The sequence below is a fragment of the Thermodesulfobacteriota bacterium genome (assembly GCA_026415035.1).
In the GTDB taxonomy this organism is placed as follows: domain Bacteria; phylum Desulfobacterota; class BSN033; order BSN033; family UBA1163; genus RBG-16-49-23.
Map to the genome: position 1 here is coordinate 17417 of JAOAHX010000003.1, position 24051 is coordinate 41467.

The window sequence follows — 24051 nt, forward strand, 5'->3', positions numbered from 1 at the left end:
TTCCAAACCCTGAAGGGTTCCCATGAAAGGGCCTCGAATTTTGTGGAAATATCATTACTCGAAAGAGAGGGCAATCCCGGAGGTGATCCGCCCTTTTTGGGTCTTGCCTCGAAAAGGATCTCCCCCCTTCGGATCACCAGTACTCCATGGCATCCTTGAAGATCCAATAGAGCTCTTCCTCTCCGACGGGACGGGGAGAGAGCTTGATCACCCGGTGTTGAGGCAGTGTCCCCTTCACCAGCTTTGGGATATCGGCCTCCGTGTAGCCAACTCCCTTTAACCCATTTGGAATCCTGAGACGTCTCATGAAATCGATGACTCGGCCGGCGAGGATCTCTCCCGCGTCGGCAAGTTTCGCCTTTGAGACATCGGCCCCGAGGGCCTCTGCGGCCTTGAGGTGGCGCTCCGGACAGGCCGGTGCGGTAAAACGGAACGCTGCAGGGGCATTGAGCACCACCGCCATCCCATGAGGCACCAAGGGATGATCCTTGGGGTAACCCTCGGCCTGGTAGTCCCGGACCATCCCCGAAACGGGATAGGACATCCCGTGGGGAAGCGTGACTCCCGCGTTTCCGAACCCGACGCCTGCAAAAGACGAGGCCAGGGCCATCATTCCCCGGGCCTCGTCGTCCGAGGGATCTTCAAAGACCCTGAGGAGGTACTTCGAGACGATTCGCATCGCCTCCAGTGACCAGATGTCGCTGACAGGGTTCGAACCCTGATAGGCCGGCCGGAGGATGGGCCTTTCCGGTTTGGGCCTCTGGTTGAAGGGCAGGGCGGTGAAAGACTCGATGGCGTGGGTCAGGACATCGAGGCCGGTGCAGGCAAAGACCATGGGCGGAAGCGTCCTCGTATGGAGGGGATCGACGATGCCCAAGGTGGGCTTCAATCGACGGTGGGCGATCCCTGTTTTCGCGTGCATCTCCTCGAGGTCGAAGATGGCCACCCCTGTCGTCTCGCTTCCGGTCCCTGCCGTGGTTGGAATAGCGAAAAGGGGCTTCAAGGATCCCGGGACGGGCAATCCCTTTCCGATGGGTGGGTTCACATAGTCGAGAAAATCCTCAGGGGGATAGGTCGAGTAGAGATTGGCCACCTTTGCCGTATCGATCGTGGAACCTCCGCCGACCGCCACGAAGGCATCGAAAGGTTCGGATCGGGCCACCTCGATCGCCTTCTTGACCGATCGATCCGTCGGTTCGATTCTCACCTCTGAGAATAGGGTAAAGGCGATCTCTTCTTTCTGGAGCGATTCGAGGACCATCTCCACGGGCGNAAGATTCTTCAAACCCGGGTCGGTCAGCACCATCACTCTCTTGATCCCCATCTCGGCAAGGTCCATCCCCAATTCCCGGGTGGCCCCGGATCCGAACCGAAGGTTGGACGTCGCCATCTCGAACGCATAGTCATATTCCATCTTTCTCCCTCCTCTTTCCGGCTTATGGAGACCTCGGTACCGCGTTCATCCTCACGACCACATGGCCCCATCCGCCGCATTGTGGCCCCGTGTCAAAACAGCCGGTCGTGTTAAACATCACCTCGTTGGGGTCTCTGCCGTTCATCAGGTTTTCGAAAAAGGCATTGATCAGGACCGTCAGGTTGGGCATGAGGAAGGCGCAGACCCGCTCCGGACTTTCCCTGGTCAAAAGATTGCCCGAGTTATCAAAAACGATCTTCTGGCCAACGACGTGCCCCGAATGGCAGCCCTTCGAATCGATCACCTCTGCCACCAGCCTGTATCTGGAGGCCTCCAGGGCATTGCGAAAGAGCTTCTGGAATTTTGGATTCTGCGCGATCTTCTCCCAATCTTCCTCTGGTAGCTTTAACCGCTTCTTGATCCGCTCCGTGATGAGATGGTGATCCAATTTGCCCTCCTTTCTGGGGTAAGACCTCCTCAGATCTGTTTTGGCCGATGCCTTGCCGACCCTTTAGGTTTAAAAGAAAATGATCGAAAAATGCAAGGAAAAAAGAGACCTCCTCCCCCACCAAGGGGAAGGGGGAGGAAAGGGTGAGTGAAGGGGGATAATGGATCGCTATCGGGAGGTCAAAGCGGATTCTGATCGCAGAAACAGCCGAAGGTCCCCCCGGGACAGCAGGTCGGCATCCCTTCCAGCCGGACACACCTTCCGCAGAGCTCACCAGGGTCTTTGACCCCATGGCAAGGAACGATCAGGCCGGGACAGATGAAATCGCACCCCCGGCATAGACGACAGGTCTCGGGTCTTACATTAAAGGGCATGCTGATCTTCCTTCTGGTTCCCCTCCCCGCGAAACCAAGGGCCTTCCCGTCCATCTGCTCGTAACACATTCGAACGCAGAGGCCACAGAGCACACACCGATGATCCTCCATGGGAAACCGAACTTTGAGAAGTCCCATTCGTGCCGCAATATCCTGCGCGATCTTCACGTTGGGCGCGCTGGCCACCAGAAGCTCGGCCAGCATTCTTCTGGCCCGGATGATCCTCGGGGTCTGGGTTTGGACCTCCAGCCCCTCTCTCACCTCGTAGGTGCAGGCCGTATCAATAAAAGGCCTGCCTCCGTTCTGGCTGATCTCAACGACACAGATCCGACACCCTCCATAAGGGGTGAGATGTTCCATATAGCACATCGTTGGAATGTGGATGCCAAACTCACGTCCTGCCTCAAGCAGGGTCTTTCCCTCCTCGACCTCCATCAGCCTTCCATCCATGGTGATCCGAACGGTCTTCCTTTTCATGGGGTTTTCTCCTCTATTGAACCATGATGGCCTTCTCTTTACAGACAACCTGACAGGAACCGCATTTCGAACAGAGCTCAGGGAGGATCCGGTGAATCCTCTTCTTTTCTCCCTCAATGGCCCCTGTCGGACAGATCTTGGCACAGGCCCCGCATCCGGTACATCCCTCCGAGATCGAGTATCGAATGAGCGAAGCACAGACGCCTGCGGGGCATCTCTTCTGGTGAACATGGGCTTCGAACTCGGGTCTGAAATACCTCAAGGCGGAAAGAACCGGATTGGGCGCCGTCTTTCCAAGTCCGCAGAGAGAGGTATCTCCAACCACAAGGGCGAGCTCTTCCAGAAGCGCGAGGCTCTCTCCGTCCCCTTTCCCCTCGGTGAGGTCATCGAGGATCTGCCCCATCCTCCTCAACCCCTCCCGACAGGGAAGGCATTTGCCGCAGGACTCCTCTTCGAGGAAGTGGACGAAGTACTTCGCCACATCGACCATGCAGGTCCCCTCGTCCATCACGATCATCCCGCCGGAGCCCATCATCGAGCCGGCATCTGTTAAACTGTCGAAATCGACAGGAAGGTCGAAGAGTGAAGCTGGGATGCAGCCCCCAGAGGGTCCTCCGGTCTGGACCGCCTTGATCTGTCGGCCATCCCTCGGCCCCCCTCCGATATCGAAGATGATCTCTTTGAGGGTGATACCCATGGGCACCTCGACCAGACCGGTATTCTTTACCTGGCCCACGAGAGAAAAGATCTTCGTCCCCTTGCTCTTCTCCGTCCCGATCTTCGAGAACCATTGACCTCCCTTTTCAATGATTAAGGGAACATTGGCCCAGGTCTCCACATTGTTCAGGGTGGTGGGCTTGCCCCACAATCCCTGTTTGACCGTGCGAATCTGCTTGCTTCGAGGTTCTCCGACCCTGCCCTCGATCGAAGCGATCAGGGCAGTGGACTCCCCGCAAACAAAGGCCCCTCCCCCTTTGACCACCTCCACGTCGAAGCTGAAGGAAGAACCGAGGATATCCTTCCCCAACAATCCCGCCCTTCGGGCCTGCTGGATGGCCATCACGGCATTTTGGTAAGCCAGGGGATATTCATGTCTCACATAGATGAATCCCTCCTGGGCTCCCACGGCATAGGCCCCGATCATCATTCCTTCGATGACCGAATGGGGATTCCCTTCCATGAGCGCCCGATCCATAAAGGCTCCTGGGTCTCCCTCGTCGCAGTTGCAGATGACATACTTGGTCGCACTGGGCGTTTGCCTACACTCCTCCCACTTTCTCCAGGTGGGAAATCCTGCTCCTCCTCTTCCCCTCAAACCCGACTCCTTGATCTCGCCGATGACTTTCTCTGGCCCCATGTCGAAAAGGGCTTTGGCAAGCGCTCGATAGCCTCCGATGGCGATATAATCCTCGATCCGGGTCGGGTCGACGAGATCGTTTCGGCTGAGGAGGAGCCTCATCTGAGATCGATAAAAAGGGATCCTTTCGAAAGGGGCGATCTTCTCCCGGCTTCGCTCATCCTCGAAAAGGAGGCGGTCGATCCGGTTCCCCTTCTGGACGCTCTCCTCAACAATCTCCTTTACATCCTCGGGCCTCACCTTCTGATAGAAGACGTTCATGGGGTGGATGGTGACGAGAGGCCCTCTCTCGCAAAAGCCCGGGCACCCGGTCACCCTGAGATGGACTTTTCTTTCCAGTTCGCGCTTCCTCAACTCTTTTTGGAAGGTATTCTTCACCTTCTGGCAGTCGTAGGCCTGACATCCGGTTCCCCCGCAGATAGAGACCGTGACATCAAACCTCCTCTCCCTTTCAAGGATATCCCTCTGCCACCGCTCTAACTCCTTCACGGACCGAATCGTTCTCATGACATCACCTCTTTCCCCTTATTCCGAACCCTCCCTTTGCTCATCTTCTCAACCAATCTTCTCGCCTTCATCGGGTTCATCTCTCCGTAGAACTTCCCGTCCACCATCATCACGGGCCCGATGGCACATACGCCCAGACAGTTCACCACATTCAATGTGAATCGTTGGTCAGGGGTGGTCTGGCCTGGCTCGATATGGAGCAGGCTTTTAAGCTCTCTCAAAATCTTTGGCCCTCCCCTGACATGGCAGGCCGTCCCCATGCAGAGGGTGATGGAATGTCTGCCAACGGGAACGAGGCTGAAGGCCTTGTAGAACGTGGCCACGCCATAGATCTCGTTGATGTCCATCCTGAGCCTCGAGGCGACCACTTTCAGCGCCTCCTCCGGCAGGTACCGATACCGGTCCTGAACCTCATGAAGGATGCTGATCAATGCCGTCCTTTTCCCCCCAAACTTGTCAACGATGAGATCGACCGTCTCTAAATCCATTTTCGCCTCCAGAGATCAATTTAAATTAAAATTTTTGGAGAAAATTTTATCTATGCTTAATTTTCTTGGAAAAAATTTTTAGTTAATTTCAAAAACCTTCCCTTGGAGGGCTTATGACCCAGAGGAAAGCTGCATCCCCTTTCCCTACGTTTTCCCACCTCGTAGGAGAGATGGAGCCGATATAGAGGCTATCTCCTTGCTTTAAGATGTACTTTTCTCCATTGAAGGCCACCTCCATCTCCCCCCGGATTACGAAGACGAATTCATCCCCCTTATGATTGAGAAAATGGTCTTTGACCTCTGCTCCCTCTGCCAAAGTGATAAGATAGGGCTCCATCCTCCGGTTAAGGGTGTCGGAGACAAGGAGGTGAAATTGAATATCCCTTCCTTTCAGACCTGGAAATCGAACCTCCAGCCGTTCTTCGGGTTTGATCAATTTCTTCTGGATGAAATCTCCCTCCCCATCGGTTAAAAAGTAGATTGGCTGGACGTTCAACTTTTCGCTCAGCTTGAAGAGGGAGTCGAGAGATGGGCTGATGAGGTTCTTTTCGAGCTGAGAGATAAAGCTGGGGGTTAATCCAACCTGGCCGGCCAGTTCTTTCTGCGTCATTCCCAACTTTTTCCTCATGCTCCTGATCTTCTCTCCGAGGTTTCCTGGCCTTCTCCCACCGATCGCAGGGAATAGGATCTCTTCTCCCCATACCTCATACTGCTTGGGCTGGAAAGCGGTCCTCGAAAACCTCCCTTCGATCTTGTTCGCTTTGAAAAAGAGCTCACCGTTCTTCTTTTCAAGTTCGATGGCCACCTGGGTAATATGTCTCAAATTGGCCTTGAAAGAGGGGGTATGGGCCTCTTTCTCAAGGATCCAATAGGCGACCGTCTGTAAATCGTATAGTCTGGGGCAGGAGTAGGTGAAGAATTTATAGGTTAGGTTTTCCTCCCCCCAGACGTCCTGCATGCCCGTTAAACTGTCAAAGACATATCGGGTCCCCTCTCCCTTCTCGACCTCGATCCGATCCATCGCCTCCCGGAAATGGGAGAGATCCCTCGGCCTCTCTACCCTGATTACATTTCCCCTATACTTCTCCTTCTCCCTCTCATAGAATTGGGTGAAGAGGGGGTCATTATTCCCTTTTCCAGAGGTGAAGCAATCGAGGATGGTCAGGTTTTCCATGTGGAAGAGACGCCCTAACCGTTTTGTGAGAGTGGTGGGAGAGTGGTTGAAGCTGACATAGACCAGTTTATAGCCGCTTCTGAGATTATGTTCCACAAACTTTTTGAGGAAGGCCTCGATATAGGTACCCGCCTCGACCTCCCAGACGACATTGTCCCCCGTTTTCAAAAACCCCAAAAGGTGGTCGATGTAGCTTATGCCCGTTGAAATTTTTAAACTCATTTCATTTTAGCTGAAATTTATTCTATCTAACTTAAGCTAAAATGCTTTTATCCTTTTTGGCGATAAATGTCAACAAAAAATTTCATTCATCAAAAAATAGTCGTAAATTCTTGTCGAAATTTTTCTTGACAAAAAATGACATTTGTCTTAATAAAAGCCACACAATACAAAGGGGTATTGTGAAGGGTTGTCTTTAGACACCCTAATCCGATACAAGGCCGTATTCAGAAAAGACAAAGGCGTCAAACAGACTTTGACGCCTTTTTTTGTTGAAAAATTTCGATAAGGAGGAGTGGAATCATGACGCTTAGTAGACCCAACAGAAGTCCGGCTACCTTCACAAAGAATCGTGTTGAGCCCGCACCCATCTCCGGGATTTGTGTGACCTGCCTCGATGGGTGCCCTGGGCCATGCGAGGTGGGTCGTTCGGCCTTGAGGGGGAGGGAGATCCTCTATCCCCAACCCTATTCCAAAGTCACCGCCGGATCGGAGAAAGACTACCCTGTGGACTACTCCCACTTCAACATCCATGGAAGTTGTGTCGGAGCGATCGGGGTTGAAGCCGACCCGGACCATGCGGCCTTCCCTGCGGTGGATGTCTCCACGGAGGTGGGGGCCAAAGAAAAGATCAAAATGAGGGTCCCCTATTTTACTGGCGCGCTCGGCTCCACCGACATTGCCAGGATCCACTGGGAATCCATGGCCATCGCTGCCGCCATCGCAGGAACGCTCGTCGTCGTGGGAGAGAACGTCTGCGGGATGGACCCCGAAGCGGAGTTCAAAAACGGCCGGGTGGTTCGTTCACCCGAGATGGAGCGCCGGGTCAGGACCTTTCAGCAGTGGTACGATGGATATGGTGGAATCGTCGTCCAATACAATGTGGAAGATGGACGCCTTGGGGTACCGGAATATGTGGTTGAAAAATTGGGCGTTCAAATCATCGAACCCAAATGGGGCCAAGGAGCCAAGGATATCGGTGGTGAAGTAAAACTCCCTTCCCTCGAAAGGGCCCTCCAGCTCAAGAGCCGAGGTTACATCGTCCTTCCGGATCCTGAGGATAAGGTGATCCAGGAGGCCTTCAAACAGGGCGATTTCAAGGAGTTCGAACGCCACTCCAGACTGGGGATGGTGGACGAGGAAGGGTTCCATAAAGAGGTGGAGCGTCTGAAAAGGCTCGGGGCCAAATATGTGACCCTGAAGACAGGGGCCTATCGGCCTGCCGACCTGGCCAGGGCCGTAAAATATGCCTCCGATGCCAGGATCGATCTCCTCACGGTCGACGGGGCAGGCGGAGGGACCGGGATGAGCCCCTGGAGGATGATGAACGAGTGGGGGATCCCCACCGTCTACTTAGAATGCCTCCTCTACCGATACCTGAAACGCCTGGAGGAGAAAGGGGCCTTCCTCCCGGACTGCGCCATGGCAGGAGGGCTTGCCCTCGAAGACCACATCTTCAAGGCCGTTGCCTTGGCAGCCCCCTATGTCAAGGCCATCTGCCTGGGCCGGGCGAGCATGACAGCGGCCATGGTCGGAAATACCGTTGGAGAGATGATCAAAAAAGGGAAGGTCCCAGCAGATATCGCCAAATACGGAACCGACATCGAACATGTCTTCATCCTCGCCGCCAAGTTGAAGGATAAATACGGAAAAGATTTCGAGCGAATTCCGACCGGCGCGATCGGCATGATCACCTACTTCGACCGGCTCAATGCAGGGCTCCAGCAGCTCATGGCAGGGGCAAGAAAATTTGCCTTAAAGTTTATCACACGAAATGATCTCATGGCCCTCACCCGGGAGGCCTCAGAGATTTCGGGCATCCCCTACGTGATGGAAGGCGATCGGGAAGAAGTCGATAAAATCCTCGGTTAATTTTGGGGCCGCGCGCTGTCGGGGAAATCCTCGCCCTGACAGCGCCCCTCTTTGCCCCCCTTCCCCAAAAGCTTGACCTACCTTAGGTTTCTCACCTTGTCTCCTCTTCGAAGAGGCGACCTCCAGCCGCTTGAAAAATAAACCAAATACAGATAGATTAAAGGTGTTCAGACCTCCTCGAAGGGAGTGGTTTCCCCTGACATGAAGGATGTCCTCAAAACCCATCGGCTTGTAAAAAAAATCAATCGCTACCCTACCCTTACGGGTCTGATCCGAAGCATTTTTATGGACGTCCTCGAACAGAGGTCAATCATCACGCGGGAAAAACTCTATCAACAAGCCCTGGCCGCGCTCCAGGAAGATGGCCTTGTGGATTCTGAAGAGAATCGGCAGGACTACATCGAAGCCCTGATCGATGCCTACACCGCCACCCATCTCAAACCCAACGAGATCGAAGATTATATCAACCTGGCGAGGAAAAAGGATAAATGCCAGACCTTGAGCATCGTCGTAAATCGTGATCAAGCCACCGCCCTCGAAATCTTCAAGGCCCTCCGGGAATTCTGTGAAATCCCCAAAGGGGAGGTCTTCATTTCGAGGGAGGAGGCCGAAGGGATTCGGGTCGCCCTGATCACCCGTTTCATCTCCAGTCACCTCCCTTTTATCAGCTTGGCCAAAAATTACATCACCATCCGCGACATCGACAGCATCCTCCAGAAAACCCTTTGGAGCCGGAAGAGGCCTGGAAAATTAGGAGGGAAAGCCGCCGGGATGATCCTCGCCCTGAGAATCCTCCTCCCCATCCTCGAAAAACCCGACCCTGAACTTGAAGCCACCATCCGGGTGCCCGACACCTGGTATTTGAACTCCGGGGTCTTTTCTGAATTTTTAGATCGAAACAACCTCTACCTCTTCCATACGTTCAAATACAAAGATCGCGAGGCCATCGAGGCCGAATTCGAAAAGATCGAAGAGAAATTCCGATTTGCCACCTTCGCCCCGGAAGTGGTGGAAGACTTCCGGAGGATCCTCGAGGAGATCGGCGAACACCCGATCATCATCCGCTCTTCAAGCCTGCTCGAGGACAGTTTCGGTTTGGCCTTCTCCGGGAAGTACCTCTCCGTCTTCCTCACCAATCAGGGGGACATAGAGACCCGGCTGAATCAATTCATCGCCGGATTGAAACGGGTCTTTGCAAGCACCTTCGGCCCCGACCCAATCCTCTACCGGATGGACCACGGGCTCTTAGATTACGATGAAAGGATGGCGATGGTGGTCCAGAAGGTCGTCGGACAGCGCTTCGGAGATTACTTCCTCCCCTTCGCCTCGGGCGTGATGTTCTCCCGCAATGTCTATGCGTGGAATCCCAAGATCCGGAAGGAAGAGGGCCTCGTCCGGATGGTCTTCGGCCTCGGAACGAGGGCGGTCGACCGGGTTGGGTCCGATTATCCCAGGATGATCCCCCTCAGCCATCCCCAGCTTCGACCCGAAGTGACCGCCTCTCAGATCATGAAATATTCTCAAAAAGAGGTGGACGTCCTTAACCTAAAAGAGGGGACCCTCCAGACGGTCAGTTTCCAGACCTTGGCGGCGCAGATCGACCATCCGGACCTTTTCTACGCCGTCTCGATTGCGAAGGATGGGCATCTGGCCCCGCCCTTGTTCAAAACGCAGAATCTCAAGGGCGAGACGCTCTGCCTCACCTTCGATAACCTATTGACCCAATCGAACTTCGTTCCCATCGCCAAGAAAATCCTTTCCAAAGTCGAAGCCGCCTATGGCCGTCCTGTGGATATCGAATTTGCGTGGGATGGCCAAAAGTTCTATCTCCTCCAGTGTCGCGCCCTCTCGATCCGAAAAGAGGTCCAAAAGGTCTCCGTTCCCGATCGGGTACGGGAGGAGGAGACCCTGTTCGTCACCCACACGGCGCTCTCAAATAGCATAGTGGAGAATCTCGAATATATCGTCTATGTCGATCCCCGGGCCTACGACCGGCTTCCCACCTATGAAGAGAAGTTCCGGATCGCTCACGTCGTCAATGCCCTGAACAAACACCTCGGCGCGAAACGCTATGCCTTGATGGGACCGGGGAGGTGGGGGAGTAACGATATCAATCTGGGAGTAAAAGTAACCTACGCAAACATCAATAAGGCGAAGCTCCTGGCCGAGATCTCCTTTGCCAAAGATGGCTATACCCCTGAAGTCTCTTACGGGACGCATTTTTTCCAGGATCTCGTCGAGGCCGATATCCTGATCGTCTCCCTCTTTCCGGACGATCCGAAGGCCTATCTGAACGAAGCCTTTCTCTTGGACTCCCCCAATCTCCTGGGCGAGATCGTCCCCGAATTTAAAGATGCCGGAGAGGTCGTCCGGGTCCTGCACATCCCTTCCCTCCGACCCGGTCAGTTCTTGCACGTCTATACCGATGTTCAGAACCAGAGGGGCGTGGGCCTCTTGGGACCGCCCCAGAGGGGTTTAAATTCTTAAAAATTTATCAGTGTAGAAAGGAGAAAAGTCATGGCTGAGTTGAATCCCTTTACCATTGCCCAAAGGCAACTGGATGTCGCGGCAGAACGATTGGGGTTGGACCGGGCCACCCAGGATCTGCTCCGCTGGCCTCAACAGGAACTCAAGGTCACCCTCCCCGTCCGGATGGACGATGGCAAGGTCCAGGTCTTCCATGCCTACCGGGTTCAGTACAACACCGCCCGAGGCCCTGCCAAGGGTGGACTTCGCTGGCATCCCGAGGAGACGATGGATACCGTCCGCGCCCTGGCCGCCTGGATGACCTGGAAGACCGCTGTCGTCGATATCCCTCTCGGTGGAGGAAAGGGGGGGATCACATGCAACCCCAAGGTGATGTCCGAAATGGAAAAGCAACGCCTGGCGAGGGCCTACATCCGGGCCATCGCCTGGACCCTTTCGGTCTCGAAGGACGTCCCGGCCCCGGATGTCTATACCACGCCTCAGATCATGGCCTGGATGATGGATGAATATGAGACGATTGTGGGCCACCACCACCCTGGCGTGATCACAGGGAAGCCCATCCCCCTGGGTGGATCGGAAGGCCGCGGGGATGCGACGGCTCGGGGAGGGATCTATGTGACCCGGGAGGCAGCCAAACAGTTGAACATCGACCTTCACGGCAAGACGATGGCGATTCAGGGGTTCGGGAATGCCGGCCAACATGCCGCCCTCCTCGGGAACGAACTTCTCGGCCTCAAACTCGTTGCCGCCTCGGACTCCAAAGGAGGGATTTATAATGCCAAGGGCCTCGATCCCAAAAAAGTGGTGGAATATAAAAATCGCACCGGGACGCTCGAAGGATTCCCAGAGGCTGACCGCATCACCAACGACGAGCTTCTTGAACTGGAGGTCACCGTCCTCTTCCCGGCGGCCCTTGAAAACGTGATTACGGCGAACAACGCGGGTCGGATCAGGTGCAAAATCTCCTGTGAACTGGCCAACGGCCCGACCACTCCCGAGGCCGACGATATCCTCTTTGAGAACAATGTGTTCGTCCTGCCCGACTTCCTCGCCAATGCAGGAGGAGTGACGGTATCCTACTTCGAGCAGGTCCAGAACACCTACAACTTCTACTGGCCCCTCGAGGAGGTCCATCGCAGGCTCGATGAAAAGATGACCCGGGCCTTTCACGGGGTCTATCAAATGTACCTCAAAGAGAGGGTGAACATGAGGCAGGCGGCCTACCTCGTCTCAGTGGCCAGGGTAGCCGAGGCTTGCAAACTCAGAGGATGGGTCTGAGGCGGGAGGCCCGATGCGAAAAGATCCCCCTTTTGGCTTTCGGAAAGGGCGATCTCGTGGGGCCATCCGATCCAAAAAAGGGATGGGCAGGTGAGGAGCCGGGATGGACAGGCCTACTGAGGCACGGGAGATCAACGCCCTCCTCGAAATCAGCAAGGCCATCGCCTCCGGCCTCTATCTCGAGGATGTCCTCCGCCTGATCGTCACCGTGACCGCCAACGTCATGGACTCGAAGATCTGCTCCCTCTGGATCCTGGACGAGAGGGACCAGCGGTTGAAATTGAAGGCCACCCAGAGCCTGAGCGAAGCCTACCTCAAGGAACGAAGCCTCGCCTTGGGCGAAGGGGTGGTCGGCCAAGTGGCCCTCCATAACAAACCGATGGTGATTCCCGATGTGCTGAAAGACCCCCTCTACAAGGAGAAGGACCTGGCCCGGAGGGAGGGACTGGTCTCCATGCTCAGCGTGCCGATGTGCATTAAAGAGAAGGTCATCGGCGTCATCAACTGCTACACCTCCTATCCCCGGACCTTCTCCAAAGCGGAGGAGGATTTGCTTCTAACCGTGGCCAACCAGGCAGCCATCTGCATCGAAAACTCCGGCCTGATGGAGACCCTCGACTCAGAGGAGATCCTCCGTTTGGTCCTGGAGGGGTTGACCAAGAACATCGGATTTGACCGAGCCAGACTCTATCTCATCAATGAGAGAAGAAATGTGCTCGAATGCAGGATGGCGGTGGGCGTCGATGTGGAGTTGATCCAGGGGATCGAATTCCCCCTCCGGCCAGAGGCGAGCATCGTCTCGAGGGCGGTGATCGAAAAAAAACCCTATGTCATCCCCGATGCCCGGGACGACCCGAGGGTCAACCCGTTCCTGAAAGAGAAACTCCGCCTTCACTCTTTGGTGGTCATCCCCCTGCTGGCCAGAGGGAAGGCGTTGGGAGCCATTGCCGCAGATCATACCGAACCGGGAAAGACCCTGACCGAGGAGACGCTCCAATCGGTCATGACCTTTGCCCAGCAGGCAGGGCTGGCCATCCAGATCGCCTCCATGTATCAGGAACTTAAACAGTTCAGCCGGAAGATGGAGGAAAAAATCCAGGAGACGACCGCTTCCCTTCGACAAACAGAGGCCCAGCTCATCCGTTCCGAGAAGCTGGCCGCCCTCGGCCATCTTGCGACGGGCCTTGCCCATGAGATTCGAAACCCCCTGACGAGCATCAACATCCTCATCCATTCCCTGATGGACCGCATGCCCGAGGGGAATGCTCAACGGCAGGATTTGAAAGTCATTGCAGGGGAGATCGAACGTATCAATGAGATCGTGAACCAGTTCTTGCGATTCGCCAAGCCCGCCCCTCCCATTTTCGAAAGGACCGAGGCGGCCTCGATTTTCGAGGAGATCCTTCCCCTGCTTCGGCCCCAGATCGAGAAACAGCAGATCGAGGTCCGAAAGGTTTTCCAGCCCCTGCCCATGATCTTGATGGATCGAGAACAGGTCAAACAGGCCCTCTTCAACCTCCTCCTCAATGCGGTCCAGGCCATGCCCTCCGGGGGGCGATTGACCCTCGCTGCCAAGAATTCAGAGGACGGCCAATGGATCCAGCTTCTCATCGAGGACACGGGAATGGGGATCTCCGAAGAACATCTGCCGAGGCTCTTCGATCCCTTCTTCACCACGAAAGAGGAAGGGATGGGCCTCGGCCTCTCCATCGCCCATCGCATCATCGACCAGCACCACGGAAAGATCGAGGTGGAGAGCACCCCGGGAAAGGGAACCCGGTTTACGGTCTGGATCCCCATCTCCTGAGAGGTGAACGATGCAGACCATCTTGGTGGTCGACGATGACAAATCGATCCGCTACTCTCTGATGAGGATGCTGGAAGGGGAGTACACGGTCCTCACCGCCCCCAACGGGGAGGAGGCCCTGTCCCAGATGAAGGCCTCTTCTCCCGACCTCATCCTCATGGATATCCGGATGCCCGGCCGGGGAGGCATCGAGGTGCTCAAGGAGATCAAGGCCATCGATCCCAAGGCCCTGGTCATCCTCATGACCGCCTACGGAACGACGGAAACCGCGATCGAGGCGATGAAGCACGGGGCCTTCGACTACATCCTCAAACCCTTCCCGATCCAGCAAATGAGAGAACTGGTCCAGAAGGCGATGACCCTGAGAAGGCTCATGAAACAGGAAGTCACGGTCGCCCCTGAGCCAGCCCCTCAGAGGGAGGAGGAGCAGATCGTCGGGTCCTCTCCCAAGATGCAGGAGATCTATAAGGTGATCGGCCAGGTCGCTCCCAGCGATGTGACCGTCCTCCTCCGAGGAGAGAGTGGCACGGGAAAGGAATTGATCGCCCGGGCGATCTACCAACACAGCCTCCGATCCAACCACCTCTTCATGCCGGTCAATTGCGCCGCCATTCCCGATACCCTTCTCGAGAGCGAACTCTTCGGCCATGAGAAGGGGGCCTTCACCGGCGCCCTCACCCGACGCATCGGAAAACTGGAGCAGTGCCATGGAGGGACGGTCTTCCTCGATGAGATCGGAGACATGTCCCTTTCCACCCAGGCCAAACTCCTCCGTGTCCTCCAGGAAAAATGTTTTGAAAGGTTAGGCGGAAGGGAGACGATCCGGGTCGACATCCGCCTCATCGTAGCCACCCACAAGGACCTCGAGGAGATGATCCTCAGGGGAGAGTTCCGTGAGGACCTCTACTACCGGCTCAATGTGGTCTCTATCAAAATCCCGCCCCTGCGAGAAAGGAAAGAGGACATCCCCGCCCTCGTCTCCTATTTTCTCAGGCGGTTCAATCGGGAATTGAAAAAGGAGATCTCGGGGGTCACCCCCGCTGCCCTGGAAAAGATACTGGCCTACCATTGGCCGGGGAACGTGAGGCAGCTTGAAAATGTCGTGAAGCGGGCCATGCTTTTCTGCCAAGGGGACTGGATCCTCGAAGACCATCTCCTGCTGGAAGGGGAGGAGAAGCAGGAGGGGACGGCCGACCGTCTCCCGAAAAATCTCGAGGGCCTTTACGATGCCCTCTTCGAGGCCTTGGCCCCGAAATCTTCAATCCGAGGGGACCTCGATTTGATCTCGGCCATCGAGAAGGAGATGATCCTCCGGGCCCTGCGAAAAACGAAGGGCAACCAGGTCCAGGCTGCCTCCCTCCTCGGGATCAACCGGAGCACCCTCCGGGGAAAGATGGAAAAATACCACATCAAAAAAGAGATGCTCATCTCGGAGGAGGTTTAGAAAAAAAGATGCGAACCCTCAGGATCGGGCTCTGCCAGATCAACACGACCGTCGGAGACATCAAGGGGAATACCCGCAAGATCCTCGATTACCTCTCAAAAGGAAAGGAGATGGGCGCGGACTTGCTCGTCTTTCCTGAGATGGCGGTGACCGGATATCCCCCCGAGGATCTCCTCTTCATGCCCAGGTTCATCGAGGCAAACCTCAAGGCCATCCAAGAGATCGCCCGGGCCACGAGATCGATCACCGCTATTGTCGGTTTTGTGCACAAAGAAGGCGATATCTTCAACTCCGCAGCCCTGCTTCACCACGGCAGGCTGGTCGATGTCTATTCGAAGGTCTACCTCCCCAATTACGGGGTTTTCGACGAGCTGCGCTATTTTCGGCCAGGAAAAGGGAATTTCATCTTCACCCTCTATTCCATCCCGATCGGGATCAGCATCTGCGAGGACCTCTGGTATCCGGGCGATCCGATCCGCACCCAGGCCCTTTATGGCGGTGCAGAGTTGATCATCAACATCTCCTCTTCGCCCTACCATTCCGGCAAGACCGAAGCGCGGGAGAAACTGATCGCCACCCGGGCCTCGGATAACCTGGCCATCGTCGCCTATTGCAACCTCGTGGGGGGCCAGGATGAACTCGTCTTCGACGGCGGCAGCATGATCTTCGATCAGAAGGGAGAGCTGATCGTCCGGGGAAAGCAGTTTGAAGAGGACCTGGTCCTGGCCGACCTCGACCTGGAGGCGGTTTTCCGGATGAGGCTCCATGACCCGCGCATCCGAAGGGAACCTCGGGTCCCAGAAGAAAGGGGATTCCGAAGGATCGACCTCCCAGGAAAGAAAAGGCCTGCCAGGAAGCCCCCCCCTCTCCCTAAAAGGGACTCCCACCCCATGGATCGTCTCTCCGAGATCTATGCTGCCCTCACCCTCGGAACCCGAGATTATGTCCGGAAGAATGGTTTCCACACCGTTCTGGTCGGCCTGAGCGGGGGGGTCGACTCCGCCTTGACCGCCGCGATCGCGGTCGATGCCCTTGGAAAGAAGGGGGTGGTCGGCGTGGCCATGCCCTCCCCCTATACCTCGAAAGCCTCCCTGGAGGATGCCAACCGATTGGCCAAAAACCTCGGCATCCGGATGATGACCATTCCCATCACCGAGATCTTCCAGGCCTATCTTAAAACGCTCGCCGCCCCTTTTAAGGGGCTGAAGCCCGATGTGACCGAGGAGAACATCCAGGCCCGCATCCGGGGAAACATTCTCATGGCCCTCTCCAACAAATTCGGATGGCTCGTCCTGACGACCGGAAACAAAAGCGAGATGAGCGTCGGTTACTGCACCCTCTACGGCGATATGGCCGGGGGGTTTGCGGTGTTGAAGGACGTTCCCAAGACCCTGGTCTATGAATTGGCCCGTTACAAGAATCAAAGGGAGGAGAAAGAGGTCATTCCAGAGAACATCCTCCTCAAAGCCCCTTCGGCAGAGCTGAGGCCCAACCAGAAGGACGAGGATTCCCTACCGCCCTACTCCATCCTCGATCCGATCCTGCAGGCCTACGTGGAGGAGGACAAAGGGCTTCGGGAGATCACCGGGATGGGCTATAAAGAGGAGACCGTCAAGGAGGTGATCCAGATGGTCGACCGGAATGAATATAAACGACGGCAGAGCCCCCCGGGCGTCAAGATCACGCCCCGGGCCCTTGGCAAAGACCGGAGGCTTCCGGTTACCAACAAATACCGGAATTTTTAACCCGTTCAAAATCGGTTCACCTCCCTTCTCCCTGAGAATCCTTGGGATCACTTTCTCCCCCGGCTCGATTTCAACTCCTTACCCCTTGCACATCGCATGGCTTTCCTCTCATTGTTATTTTTTCTGGGATCGCCTAACTTCCTTGCCCAACCATAGGGGGAGGGGGACCTTTTGAGGTTTGAATGAGGACGGGTAAGGGGGCCAACCAAGATCCCTAAGTTAGTTTTTCACCAGGATGGCCAAAATTCACCAAAACCCTTGTTTATAACAACGAGGTGGCGCGCCCCTTCTTTCTCTGCCTAAGCAGATCAACCATTGGACAATCCAGGAAAATTTATATAGGAAAACCCGAAACCCCTTCCCTCGGCACCCGGATTGCTGAAAAGTTTGAACAACCTGTTTAAGGGAGGCTGGGATTCTTTGAACAGGGTGGTCCCGATCAGACCCTTTCCGGAGTTGCCGAAGAAAATTCAGGCTCCTTCCCAGGATCAATTGATCCTCTCCCTCGAAAGAAAGATCAAAGAGCTTACCGTCCTCTATCAGATCAGTCAGCTCATCGGATCGAACTTCGACTGTCAGAAGGTCTTTCCGGATATCCTCGAGACCTTTCATACCCATCTGGGGATGAGCCGCGGGACGATCACCCTCCTAAACCCCCTCACTCAGGAGTTGGAGATCCGAGCGGCCCACGGGATGACCGAAGAAGAAATCGGGAGAGGAAAATATTTGGTCGGGGAAGGCATCACGGGAAAAGTCGTAGAAACGGGCGAGCCCATGGTGGTCCCTCAAATCGGGAAGGAACCGCTTTTTCTGAACCGGACCAAATCGAGGGAGAACCTGACGAAGAGCGATACCTCTTTTATCTGCGTGCCCATAAAGAATGGTTCGAACGTTCTGGGTGCGTTAAGCGTGGACCGCCTTTTCAAAGAAGAGATCTCCTTTGAAGAAGACGTTCGACTCCTCTCCATCGTCGCCGCCATGGTCGCCCAGGGCCTCAAAATCCAACAGATGGTCGAGGAGGAAAAGAAACAGCTCCTGTTTGAAAACACGACCCTGAAGGAAAAATTGAAGGAGAGATATAATCTCTTCAATATCCTTGGGACAAGCCAAAAGATGGCGGAAGTGTTTCAAATGATCGAGAAGGTGGCGAACAAGGACGTCACGGTCCTCATCCGAGGGGAGAGTGGGACCGGGAAGGAACTGGTGGCCAATGCCATCCATTACAACAGTCCCCGGGCCTCAAAGCCCTTCTTAAAATTGAACTGTGCCGCCCTCCCGGGGAATCTCATCGAGAGCGAATTGTTCGGACATGAGAAAGGGGCCTTTACGGGAGCCACGGAGCAGAGGATCGGAAAATTTGAAAGGGCCGATGGGGGCACGCTTTTTCTCGACGAAATCGGAACCCTCCATTTAGAGGCCCAGGCCAAGCTCCTGAGGGTCCTCCAGGAAAAGGAGTTCGAGAGAATTGGCGGAAACCGGACCTTGCGGGTGGATGTCCGTATCCTCGCGGCCACGAATAAAAATCTGGAAAGGGCCATCGAGGAAGGGACCTTTCGGGAGGATCTCTATTATCGCCTCAGCATATTCCCCATCTTCCTCCCTCCTCTCCGGGAGAGGAAAACGGACATCCTTCTTCTGGCCGACTTCTTCATCGACAAATTCAACCAGAAACATAAAAAGAAGGTTCGGAGAATTTCGACGCAGGCCACAGACCTGCTCATTCAATATCATTGGCCGGGGAATGTCAGAGAGCTCGAAAATTGCATCGAAAGGGCCGTCCTTCTGTGTACGGACGGCGTGATCCGCCGTGATCACCTACCCCATAGCCTCCAGGGGGGAGAACGATCAAACCCCGTTGCGGCCCTCTCTTTCGAAGATTCCATAAAGAACTTTCAAAAGGAGCTGATCATCGATGCCCTCAAAAAATCACGGGGGAATATGGCCCAAGCGGCCAGGCTATTGAAGACGACGGAAAGGGTTATCTCCTACAACGTCAAAAAGCTTCGGATTAACCCAAAAGCCTATCGTTCCTGATCCCACAAAATTGTGGGAATCTCTCTTTTTCCCAACGTAATTGTCATTTTTTTTCGCCCCCCATCGATCTCCCACTCCCCTCTAACCTTTCATCCCTATTCAAAAAACTTTTGGATTTCACTCCTTGACGTCGATTCGGGGCGAAGGGGATTGCTTTGGCATCCTTCTTGATCCTATCGGGGAAAAAAAGGAGGCTAAGATGAAAAAGACAAATCTCTTGGCATTTCCCCTTTTCGGTCTATTCCTGGTCAACGGCATGGCCTTTGGGACCCCCACCACAACCCATTGGACTCCCGCGACAACCGACATCCAGCCTTTTGGAGTGCTCCACTTGGGCGTCGATAACTATTTCACGGTCTTCCAGAGAGCTCGAGACGGGGGAAGCGCTTTTGGAACGGACATCGGGTTGACGATCGGCGTTCTCCCCTTCGAAAAACTTCAGTTGGAGGTGGGGATCGATTACATAGAACCCACGGATCACCCTGTCTCCTTCAATGCCAAGTTAGGAACCCCCGAGAATGCCCTCTTTTCCGGGGCGCCCGCCCTCAACCTCGGGATCTTCAATGTGGGCACCAAGAAAGACGTGACCAACCAGAATATTGTATTTGGAATGGTAGGAAAAACGATTCCCATTCTTGGGGCAAGGCTATTTGCAGGCCCTTATATAGGAAACGGGAAAGTCTTGGTTGACAAAAATGGGAAGAGGGAAAACAAAGGGTTTATGATCGGGCTGGACCGTGGTTTCTTCCCCGCTAAGGATAAGGAAGGAAATGAATATAAGAAGCTTGTCCTGGTTGCGGATTACGCATCCGGAAAGAATGCGATCGGAGGCGGTGGCGTGGGCCTGATCTATTACTTCACTCCCAACATCAGCCTCCTCACCGGACCCGTGTGGTTCAACGAAAAGGAGATCAACGGAAAATGGAAGTGGACGATTCAGTTCGACGTCAATCTCCCACCGGTCAATCAGTGGTTCAAGAAATAAGAAATCTCCCGACATCTTCTTTCGTCAAGGAGGCTCTAAATGAAAAGATTCAACTTCCTCATCCTGGTTTCCTTAATCGCCGCCATTCTGTGGCCCGATCTTGTGGGGGCAGAGGAAAAAGCGGCGCCTGATTTGAAGGTGGTCGCGGACACGCTTTGGGTCCTGATCGCGGCCGCCTTGGTCTTTTTCATGAACACCGGTTTCGCCACGGTCGAGTCTGGCCTCTGCCGGGCAAAAAACACGGTCAACATCCTATCGAAGAATGTGATCGTCTTCTGCGTCACAAGTCTGGCCTTTTGGGCGGTCGGGTTCGGTCTTATGTTCGGCGACGGCCATCCTCTGGTCGGCCTAAAGGGTTTCTTTCTCATTGGGGCCGATAACAGTCCGGCCACGGGAGAGGCCTATCGAGGGGTCTTCTCCTCGCTCAATTGGACCGGGGTGCCCCTTTTGGCCAAATTCTTTTTTCAACTGGTCTTTGCCGGAACCGCGGCCACCATCGTTTCCGGAGCGGTGGCGGAGAGGATTAAGTATTTCTCCTTCTTCGTCTTCTCCTTTCTCATGGGGGCCTTGATCTACCCCATCCAAGGCCACTGGATCTGGGGGGGCGGATGGCTCTCTCAGCTGGGATTCAAGGATTTTGCCGGCTCGACCGTCGTCCACAGCATCGGAGGCTGGTCTGCCCTTGTCGGGGCCGCCCTTCTCGGCCCACGGTTGGGGAAATTCGGACCCGACGGAAAGGTGAATCCCATCCCCGGTCACAATCTCGGTATGGCCACCCTGGGGATGTTCATCCTCTGGCTCGGATGGTTCGGATTCAACGGGGGAAGCACCATGGCGGCGGATCCCAAACCCATCTCTCTGATCATCCTCAACACCAATATGGCCGCCGCTGCCGGGGGCATTGCCGCCACCTTCGTCTCCTACCTGGCGATCGGAAAACCTGACCTCAGCATGCTCCTGAACGGAGTGCTGGCAGGCCTGGTGGGGATCACGGCCGGCGCCGATGGCGCAACCGTCTTCGGTTCCATCGTCATCGGGTTCGTCTCGGGGATTCTCGTGGTCTTCAGTGTCCTCTTCTTTGACCGGATAAAGGTGGATGACCCGGTGGGCGCTATCTCCGTCCACATGGTCAACGGCGTGTGGGGAACCCTCGCGGTCGGTTTGTTCCACTCTGAGGCAGGCCTTCTCTACGGCGGGGGACCGAAACAGCTCCTCATCCAGATCGTGGGAATCCTTTCCGTGGCTGCCTTCAGCGTTCTGGCTAACCTCCTGGTCTGGAAGATCATCAAGGGGGTTATGGGTCTCAGAGTTTCCGAGGAAGAAGAGATGGAGGGACTGGACATCGGCGAACACGGGATGGAAGCCTATCCTGACTTTTCATCGAGAGCATAGGCTCATCTGTCCACAGGGGAGGAAGAGATGAAAAAAATCGAAGCCATTATCAAACCTTTTAAGCTCGATGAAGTGAAAGATGCCCTCACCAGGATCGGGATTCAGGGGATGACCGTCACCGAGGTAAAAGGGTTTGGGAGGCAAAAGGGACATACGGAATTCTACCGGGGGGCGGAGTATCAGGTCGATTTCATCCCCAAGGCCAAGGTAGAGTTGATCCTTCCCGACGAGCTGGTCTCCCAGGCCATCGAGACGATTCAGCGGGTGGCCAAAACAGGGAAGATCGGGGACGGGAAAATCTTTCTTTCACCCGTGGAGGAGGTGGTCCGGATCAGGACCGGAGAGAGGGGAAAGGAGGCGATATGAAGTCGTCTTAGGGAATCAAGGGATGAGGAGGTGTTTAATTTCCAACAGCCTGATCAAATTCCAACGAGAAGACTCCCATAAGAGGCCTCGCAGGATTCTGCCCTCCCGAATTTCTCTTCTAACAACTCTTCAAAAATCTTGATCAAAACGTCCTTCGATCGGGTGGCTCCCCGCTCTGGCATAGCGATTGCTGATCTTTCTTGCATGAAGGTCTTGATCCTCAAGCACGTCAACACCGAAGGACCGGGCCTGATCGAAGACTTCCTCATCCAACAAGGAGCCCCTTATCACATCATCGACCTCTCCCTATCCCCATACCTTCCAAAGCCCGATGCATTTTCTCACATCGTCATCCTCGGCGGCCCCATGAACGTCTATGAGGAGGACCGATATCCTTTCCTGAAAATGGAGGACCTCTTTTTGAAAGAGGCGATCCAGAGGGGAAGGACGATCCTGGGTATATGCTTGGGGGCCCAGTTGATTGCGAAGGCCTTGGGGGCCAGGGTCTACAGAGCCCCCCTCAAAGAGATGGGATGGGATCAGGTGGTGTTGACCGAAGAGGGTCGAAAGGATCCCCTCTTCTCCGGCTTCCCGAAAAGATTCTCCGTATTTCAGTGGCACGAGGACACCTTCGACCTCCCGAATCAGGCGAAGTTGCTCGCCACCTCGGCCTTCGTATCCCATCAGGCCTTCCGATATGGAGACGAGATCTACGGCCTCCAGTTTCATCTCGAGATGACTGAAGAGATGATCCGGGCGTGGGTGGAGGAAGATGAGGAAATAAGGGAGAGGAGAACGAATATTCTATTGCAGACGGAAAACGAGATGGAAGGATACCGAAAAAGGAGCATGAAATTCCTGAAACGTCTCTTTTACCAAAAGGTGCCCAAGGATCTCAGACCCCGAAGCAGGGGCAGGGTCGATTCGGAGAAAAGGAGGTAGGAGATGAAAGTCGATTCCGGCGATACGACGTGGATCTTGGTGGCTTCGGCCCTGGTGATGTTGATGACCCCAGGTCTCGCCCTCTTCTACGGGGGCATGGTCAGGAAGAAGAACGTGCTCGGAACGATCATGCAGAGCTTCATCGCCATTGCCGTGATCACGGTCCAATGGGTCCTCTACGGGTACAGCCTCGCCTTCGGCCCGGATATTGGAGGCGTGATCGGAAGTCTCGACTGGATTGGGTTAAGGGAGGTTGGGCTGGATCCCCATCCCGATTACTGCCCCACGGTCCCCCACCAGGCCTTCATGATCTTCCAGATGATGTTCGCCGTGATCACTCCGGCCCTGATCACAGGCGCCTTCGCGGAACGGTTTAAATTCAAAACCTACCTCGTCTTTCTCCTCCTCTGGGCGACCTTCGTTTACGATCCCCTGGCCCATTGGGTTTGGGGACTAGGGGGATGGATTCGGAATCTCGGGGCCCTCGACTTCGCCGGCGGTCTGGTCGTTCACATCAGCTCCGGGATCGCGGCCCTTGCGGCCTCCCTGGTCGTGGGCAAGAGAAGGGGATACGGGGAGGAACCCATGCCCCCCCACAACCTGACCCTGACCCTGCTGGGCGCAGCGCTCCTCTGGTTCGGATGGTTCGGCTTCAACGGAGGCAGTGCGATTGCGTCCGGCTCCCTGGCGACCTCGGCCTTCGTCGTGACCCACATCTCTACCGCTTCGGCCGCCCTCTCCTGGATGTTCGCCGAGTGGTTTCACAGGGGGAACCCGACGGTATTGGGAGCGGCCTCCGGCGCCGTCGCAGGTCTGGTGGCCATCACCCCGGCCTCTGGTTTCGTCGGACCTCTTTCGGCCATCGCCATCGGCCTGGTCGCGGGGGTCCTCTGTTATGCTGCGATCAACCTCAAGACGAAACTGGGATACGACGACTCCCTCGATGTGGTCGGCGTTCACGGGGTGGGAGGCACCTGGGGCGCCCTGGCCACGGGGCTCTTCGCCTCCAAGGCCATCAACTCGGCCGGCAACGACGGTCTCTTCTTCGGGAACCCCGCCCTCTTGGGCATCCAGGCCTTGACCGTTGGGGTTGCCTGGATCTACTCTTTTGGGATGACGCTCCTCCTCCTAAAAGTGCTCGATTGGACCATGGGGTTGAGAGTGAGTGAGGAGCATGAGATCCATGGCTTAGACTTGAGTCAGCATGGCGAAGCGGGATATACTTTCTGATACGATGGGGA

18 protein-coding genes are annotated in these 24051 nt (G+C 55.3%); 12 read left to right on the forward strand and 6 right to left on the reverse strand.

Going from position 1 to position 24051, the window contains the following annotated elements; translation table 11 throughout:
• Nucleotides 1-133 precede the first annotated feature (133 nt).
• The 6 genes from N3G78_02740 to N3G78_02765 all read right to left on the reverse strand — a co-directional run bounded on the left by N3G78_02740 (nucleotide 134) and on the right by N3G78_02765 (nucleotide 6461).
• Nucleotides 134-1414, reverse strand: coding sequence for an iron-containing alcohol dehydrogenase (locus N3G78_02740; GenBank protein ID MCX8116835.1), 1281 nt, complete (start codon nucleotides 1412-1414; stop codon nucleotides 134-136).
• 22 nt (nucleotides 1415-1436) lie between these two features.
• On the reverse strand, nucleotides 1437-1862 hold the full coding sequence (locus N3G78_02745) for a hypothetical protein (GenBank protein MCX8116836.1): 426 nt from the start codon (nucleotides 1860-1862) through the stop codon (nucleotides 1437-1439).
• 179 nt (nucleotides 1863-2041) lie between these two features.
• Nucleotides 2042-2713, reverse strand: coding sequence for a 2Fe-2S iron-sulfur cluster-binding protein (locus tag N3G78_02750; protein ID MCX8116837.1), 672 nt, complete (start codon nucleotides 2711-2713; stop codon nucleotides 2042-2044).
• Nucleotides 2714-2726: 13 nt separating this feature from the next.
• Nucleotides 2727-4577, reverse strand: coding sequence for an NADH-quinone oxidoreductase subunit NuoF (locus N3G78_02755; protein MCX8116838.1), 1851 nt, complete (start codon nucleotides 4575-4577; stop codon nucleotides 2727-2729).
• Complete coding sequence (nuoE, locus tag N3G78_02760) at nucleotides 4574-5065, reverse strand: NADH-quinone oxidoreductase subunit NuoE (protein MCX8116839.1); 492 nt, start codon at nucleotides 5063-5065, stop codon at nucleotides 4574-4576. The genes N3G78_02755 and nuoE overlap by 4 nt, the downstream gene beginning before the upstream one ends.
• An 88-nt stretch (nucleotides 5066-5153) precedes the next feature.
• Nucleotides 5154-6461, reverse strand: a complete 1308-nt coding sequence (locus N3G78_02765) for a helix-turn-helix domain-containing protein (GenBank protein MCX8116840.1) — start codon at nucleotides 6459-6461, stop codon at nucleotides 5154-5156.
• A 300-nt stretch (nucleotides 6462-6761) separates the two neighbouring features.
• Between N3G78_02765 and N3G78_02770 the strand changes: the two genes are divergently transcribed.
• The 12 genes from N3G78_02770 (at nucleotide 6762) to N3G78_02825 (ending at nucleotide 24040) form a co-directional block, all read left to right on the forward strand.
• On the forward strand, nucleotides 6762-8330 hold the full coding sequence (locus N3G78_02770; protein MCX8116841.1) for an FMN-binding glutamate synthase family protein: 1569 nt from the start codon (nucleotides 6762-6764) through the stop codon (nucleotides 8328-8330).
• A 201-nt stretch (nucleotides 8331-8531) separates the two neighbouring features.
• Nucleotides 8532-10817: a PEP/pyruvate-binding domain-containing protein gene (locus N3G78_02775; protein ID MCX8116842.1), complete on the forward strand. Its 2286-nt coding sequence runs from the start codon at nucleotides 8532-8534 to the stop codon at nucleotides 10815-10817.
• Between the two features lie 30 nt (nucleotides 10818-10847).
• The gene (locus tag N3G78_02780) at nucleotides 10848-12095 is read left to right on the forward strand and encodes a Glu/Leu/Phe/Val dehydrogenase (GenBank protein MCX8116843.1); all 1248 of its coding nucleotides are present in this window, start codon (nucleotides 10848-10850) and stop codon (nucleotides 12093-12095) included.
• 103 nt (nucleotides 12096-12198) lie between these two features.
• Entirely contained in the window at nucleotides 12199-13902 is a 1704-nt protein-coding gene (locus N3G78_02785; GenBank protein MCX8116844.1) for a GAF domain-containing protein, read from the forward strand.
• Between the two features lie 10 nt (nucleotides 13903-13912).
• Entirely contained in the window at nucleotides 13913-15346 is a 1434-nt protein-coding gene (locus N3G78_02790) for a sigma-54 dependent transcriptional regulator (protein ID MCX8116845.1), read from the forward strand.
• An 8-nt stretch (nucleotides 15347-15354) separates the two neighbouring features.
• Nucleotides 15355-17091 carry an NAD+ synthase gene (locus N3G78_02795; protein MCX8116846.1) on the forward strand — a complete coding sequence of 579 codons (1737 nt, stop codon included), beginning with the start codon at nucleotides 15355-15357 and terminating at the stop codon, nucleotides 17089-17091.
• A 429-nt stretch (nucleotides 17092-17520) separates the two neighbouring features.
• On the forward strand, nucleotides 17521-19125 hold the full coding sequence (gene nifA / locus N3G78_02800) for a nif-specific transcriptional activator NifA (GenBank protein MCX8116847.1): 1605 nt from the start codon (nucleotides 17521-17523) through the stop codon (nucleotides 19123-19125).
• Nucleotides 19126-19324: 199 nt separating this feature from the next.
• Nucleotides 19325-20110 carry a hypothetical protein gene (locus tag N3G78_02805; GenBank protein MCX8116848.1) on the forward strand — a complete coding sequence of 262 codons (786 nt, stop codon included), beginning with the start codon at nucleotides 19325-19327 and terminating at the stop codon, nucleotides 20108-20110.
• 39 nt (nucleotides 20111-20149) lie between these two features.
• Nucleotides 20150-21502: an ammonium transporter gene (amt, locus tag N3G78_02810; protein MCX8116849.1), complete on the forward strand. Its 1353-nt coding sequence runs from the start codon at nucleotides 20150-20152 to the stop codon at nucleotides 21500-21502.
• A 27-nt stretch (nucleotides 21503-21529) separates the two neighbouring features.
• Entirely contained in the window at nucleotides 21530-21868 is a 339-nt protein-coding gene (locus tag N3G78_02815; protein ID MCX8116850.1) for a P-II family nitrogen regulator, read from the forward strand.
• A gap of 204 nt (nucleotides 21869-22072) precedes the next feature.
• A complete protein-coding gene (locus N3G78_02820) occupies nucleotides 22073-22810 on the forward strand; it encodes a type 1 glutamine amidotransferase (GenBank protein MCX8116851.1) in 738 nt (245 codons plus the stop codon).
• 3 nt (nucleotides 22811-22813) lie between these two features.
• A complete protein-coding gene (locus tag N3G78_02825; protein ID MCX8116852.1) occupies nucleotides 22814-24040 on the forward strand; it encodes an ammonium transporter in 1227 nt (408 codons plus the stop codon).
• Nucleotides 24041-24051: the final 11 nt, after the last annotated feature.

Coding starts and splice junctions, on each gene's coding strand:
- N3G78_02785 (MCX8116844.1), top strand. CDS start 12,199: ATGGACAGGCCTACTGAGGCACGGGAGATCAACGCCCTCCTCGAAATC.
- N3G78_02790 (MCX8116845.1), top strand. CDS start 13,913: ATGCAGACCATCTTGGTGGTCGACGATGACAAATCGATCCGCTACTCT.
- N3G78_02780 (MCX8116843.1), top strand. CDS start 10,848: ATGGCTGAGTTGAATCCCTTTACCATTGCCCAAAGGCAACTGGATGTC.
- N3G78_02825 (MCX8116852.1), top strand. CDS start 22,814: ATGAAAGTCGATTCCGGCGATACGACGTGGATCTTGGTGGCTTCGGCC.
- N3G78_02770 (MCX8116841.1), top strand. CDS start 6,762: ATGACGCTTAGTAGACCCAACAGAAGTCCGGCTACCTTCACAAAGAAT.
- N3G78_02765 (MCX8116840.1), bottom strand. CDS start 6,461: ATGAGTTTAAAAATTTCAACGGGCATAAGCTACATCGACCACCTTTTG.
- N3G78_02820 (MCX8116851.1), top strand. CDS start 22,073: ATGAAGGTCTTGATCCTCAAGCACGTCAACACCGAAGGACCGGGCCTG.
- N3G78_02775 (MCX8116842.1), top strand. CDS start 8,532: ATGAAGGATGTCCTCAAAACCCATCGGCTTGTAAAAAAAATCAATCGC.
- N3G78_02805 (MCX8116848.1), top strand. CDS start 19,325: ATGAAAAAGACAAATCTCTTGGCATTTCCCCTTTTCGGTCTATTCCTG.
- N3G78_02815 (MCX8116850.1), top strand. CDS start 21,530: ATGAAAAAAATCGAAGCCATTATCAAACCTTTTAAGCTCGATGAAGTG.
- amt (MCX8116849.1), top strand. CDS start 20,150: ATGAAAAGATTCAACTTCCTCATCCTGGTTTCCTTAATCGCCGCCATT.
- N3G78_02750 (MCX8116837.1), bottom strand. CDS start 2,713: ATGAAAAGGAAGACCGTTCGGATCACCATGGATGGAAGGCTGATGGAG.
- nuoE (MCX8116839.1), bottom strand. CDS start 5,065: ATGGATTTAGAGACGGTCGATCTCATCGTTGACAAGTTTGGGGGGAAA.
- N3G78_02795 (MCX8116846.1), top strand. CDS start 15,355: ATGCGAACCCTCAGGATCGGGCTCTGCCAGATCAACACGACCGTCGGA.
- N3G78_02755 (MCX8116838.1), bottom strand. CDS start 4,577: ATGAGAACGATTCGGTCCGTGAAGGAGTTAGAGCGGTGGCAGAGGGAT.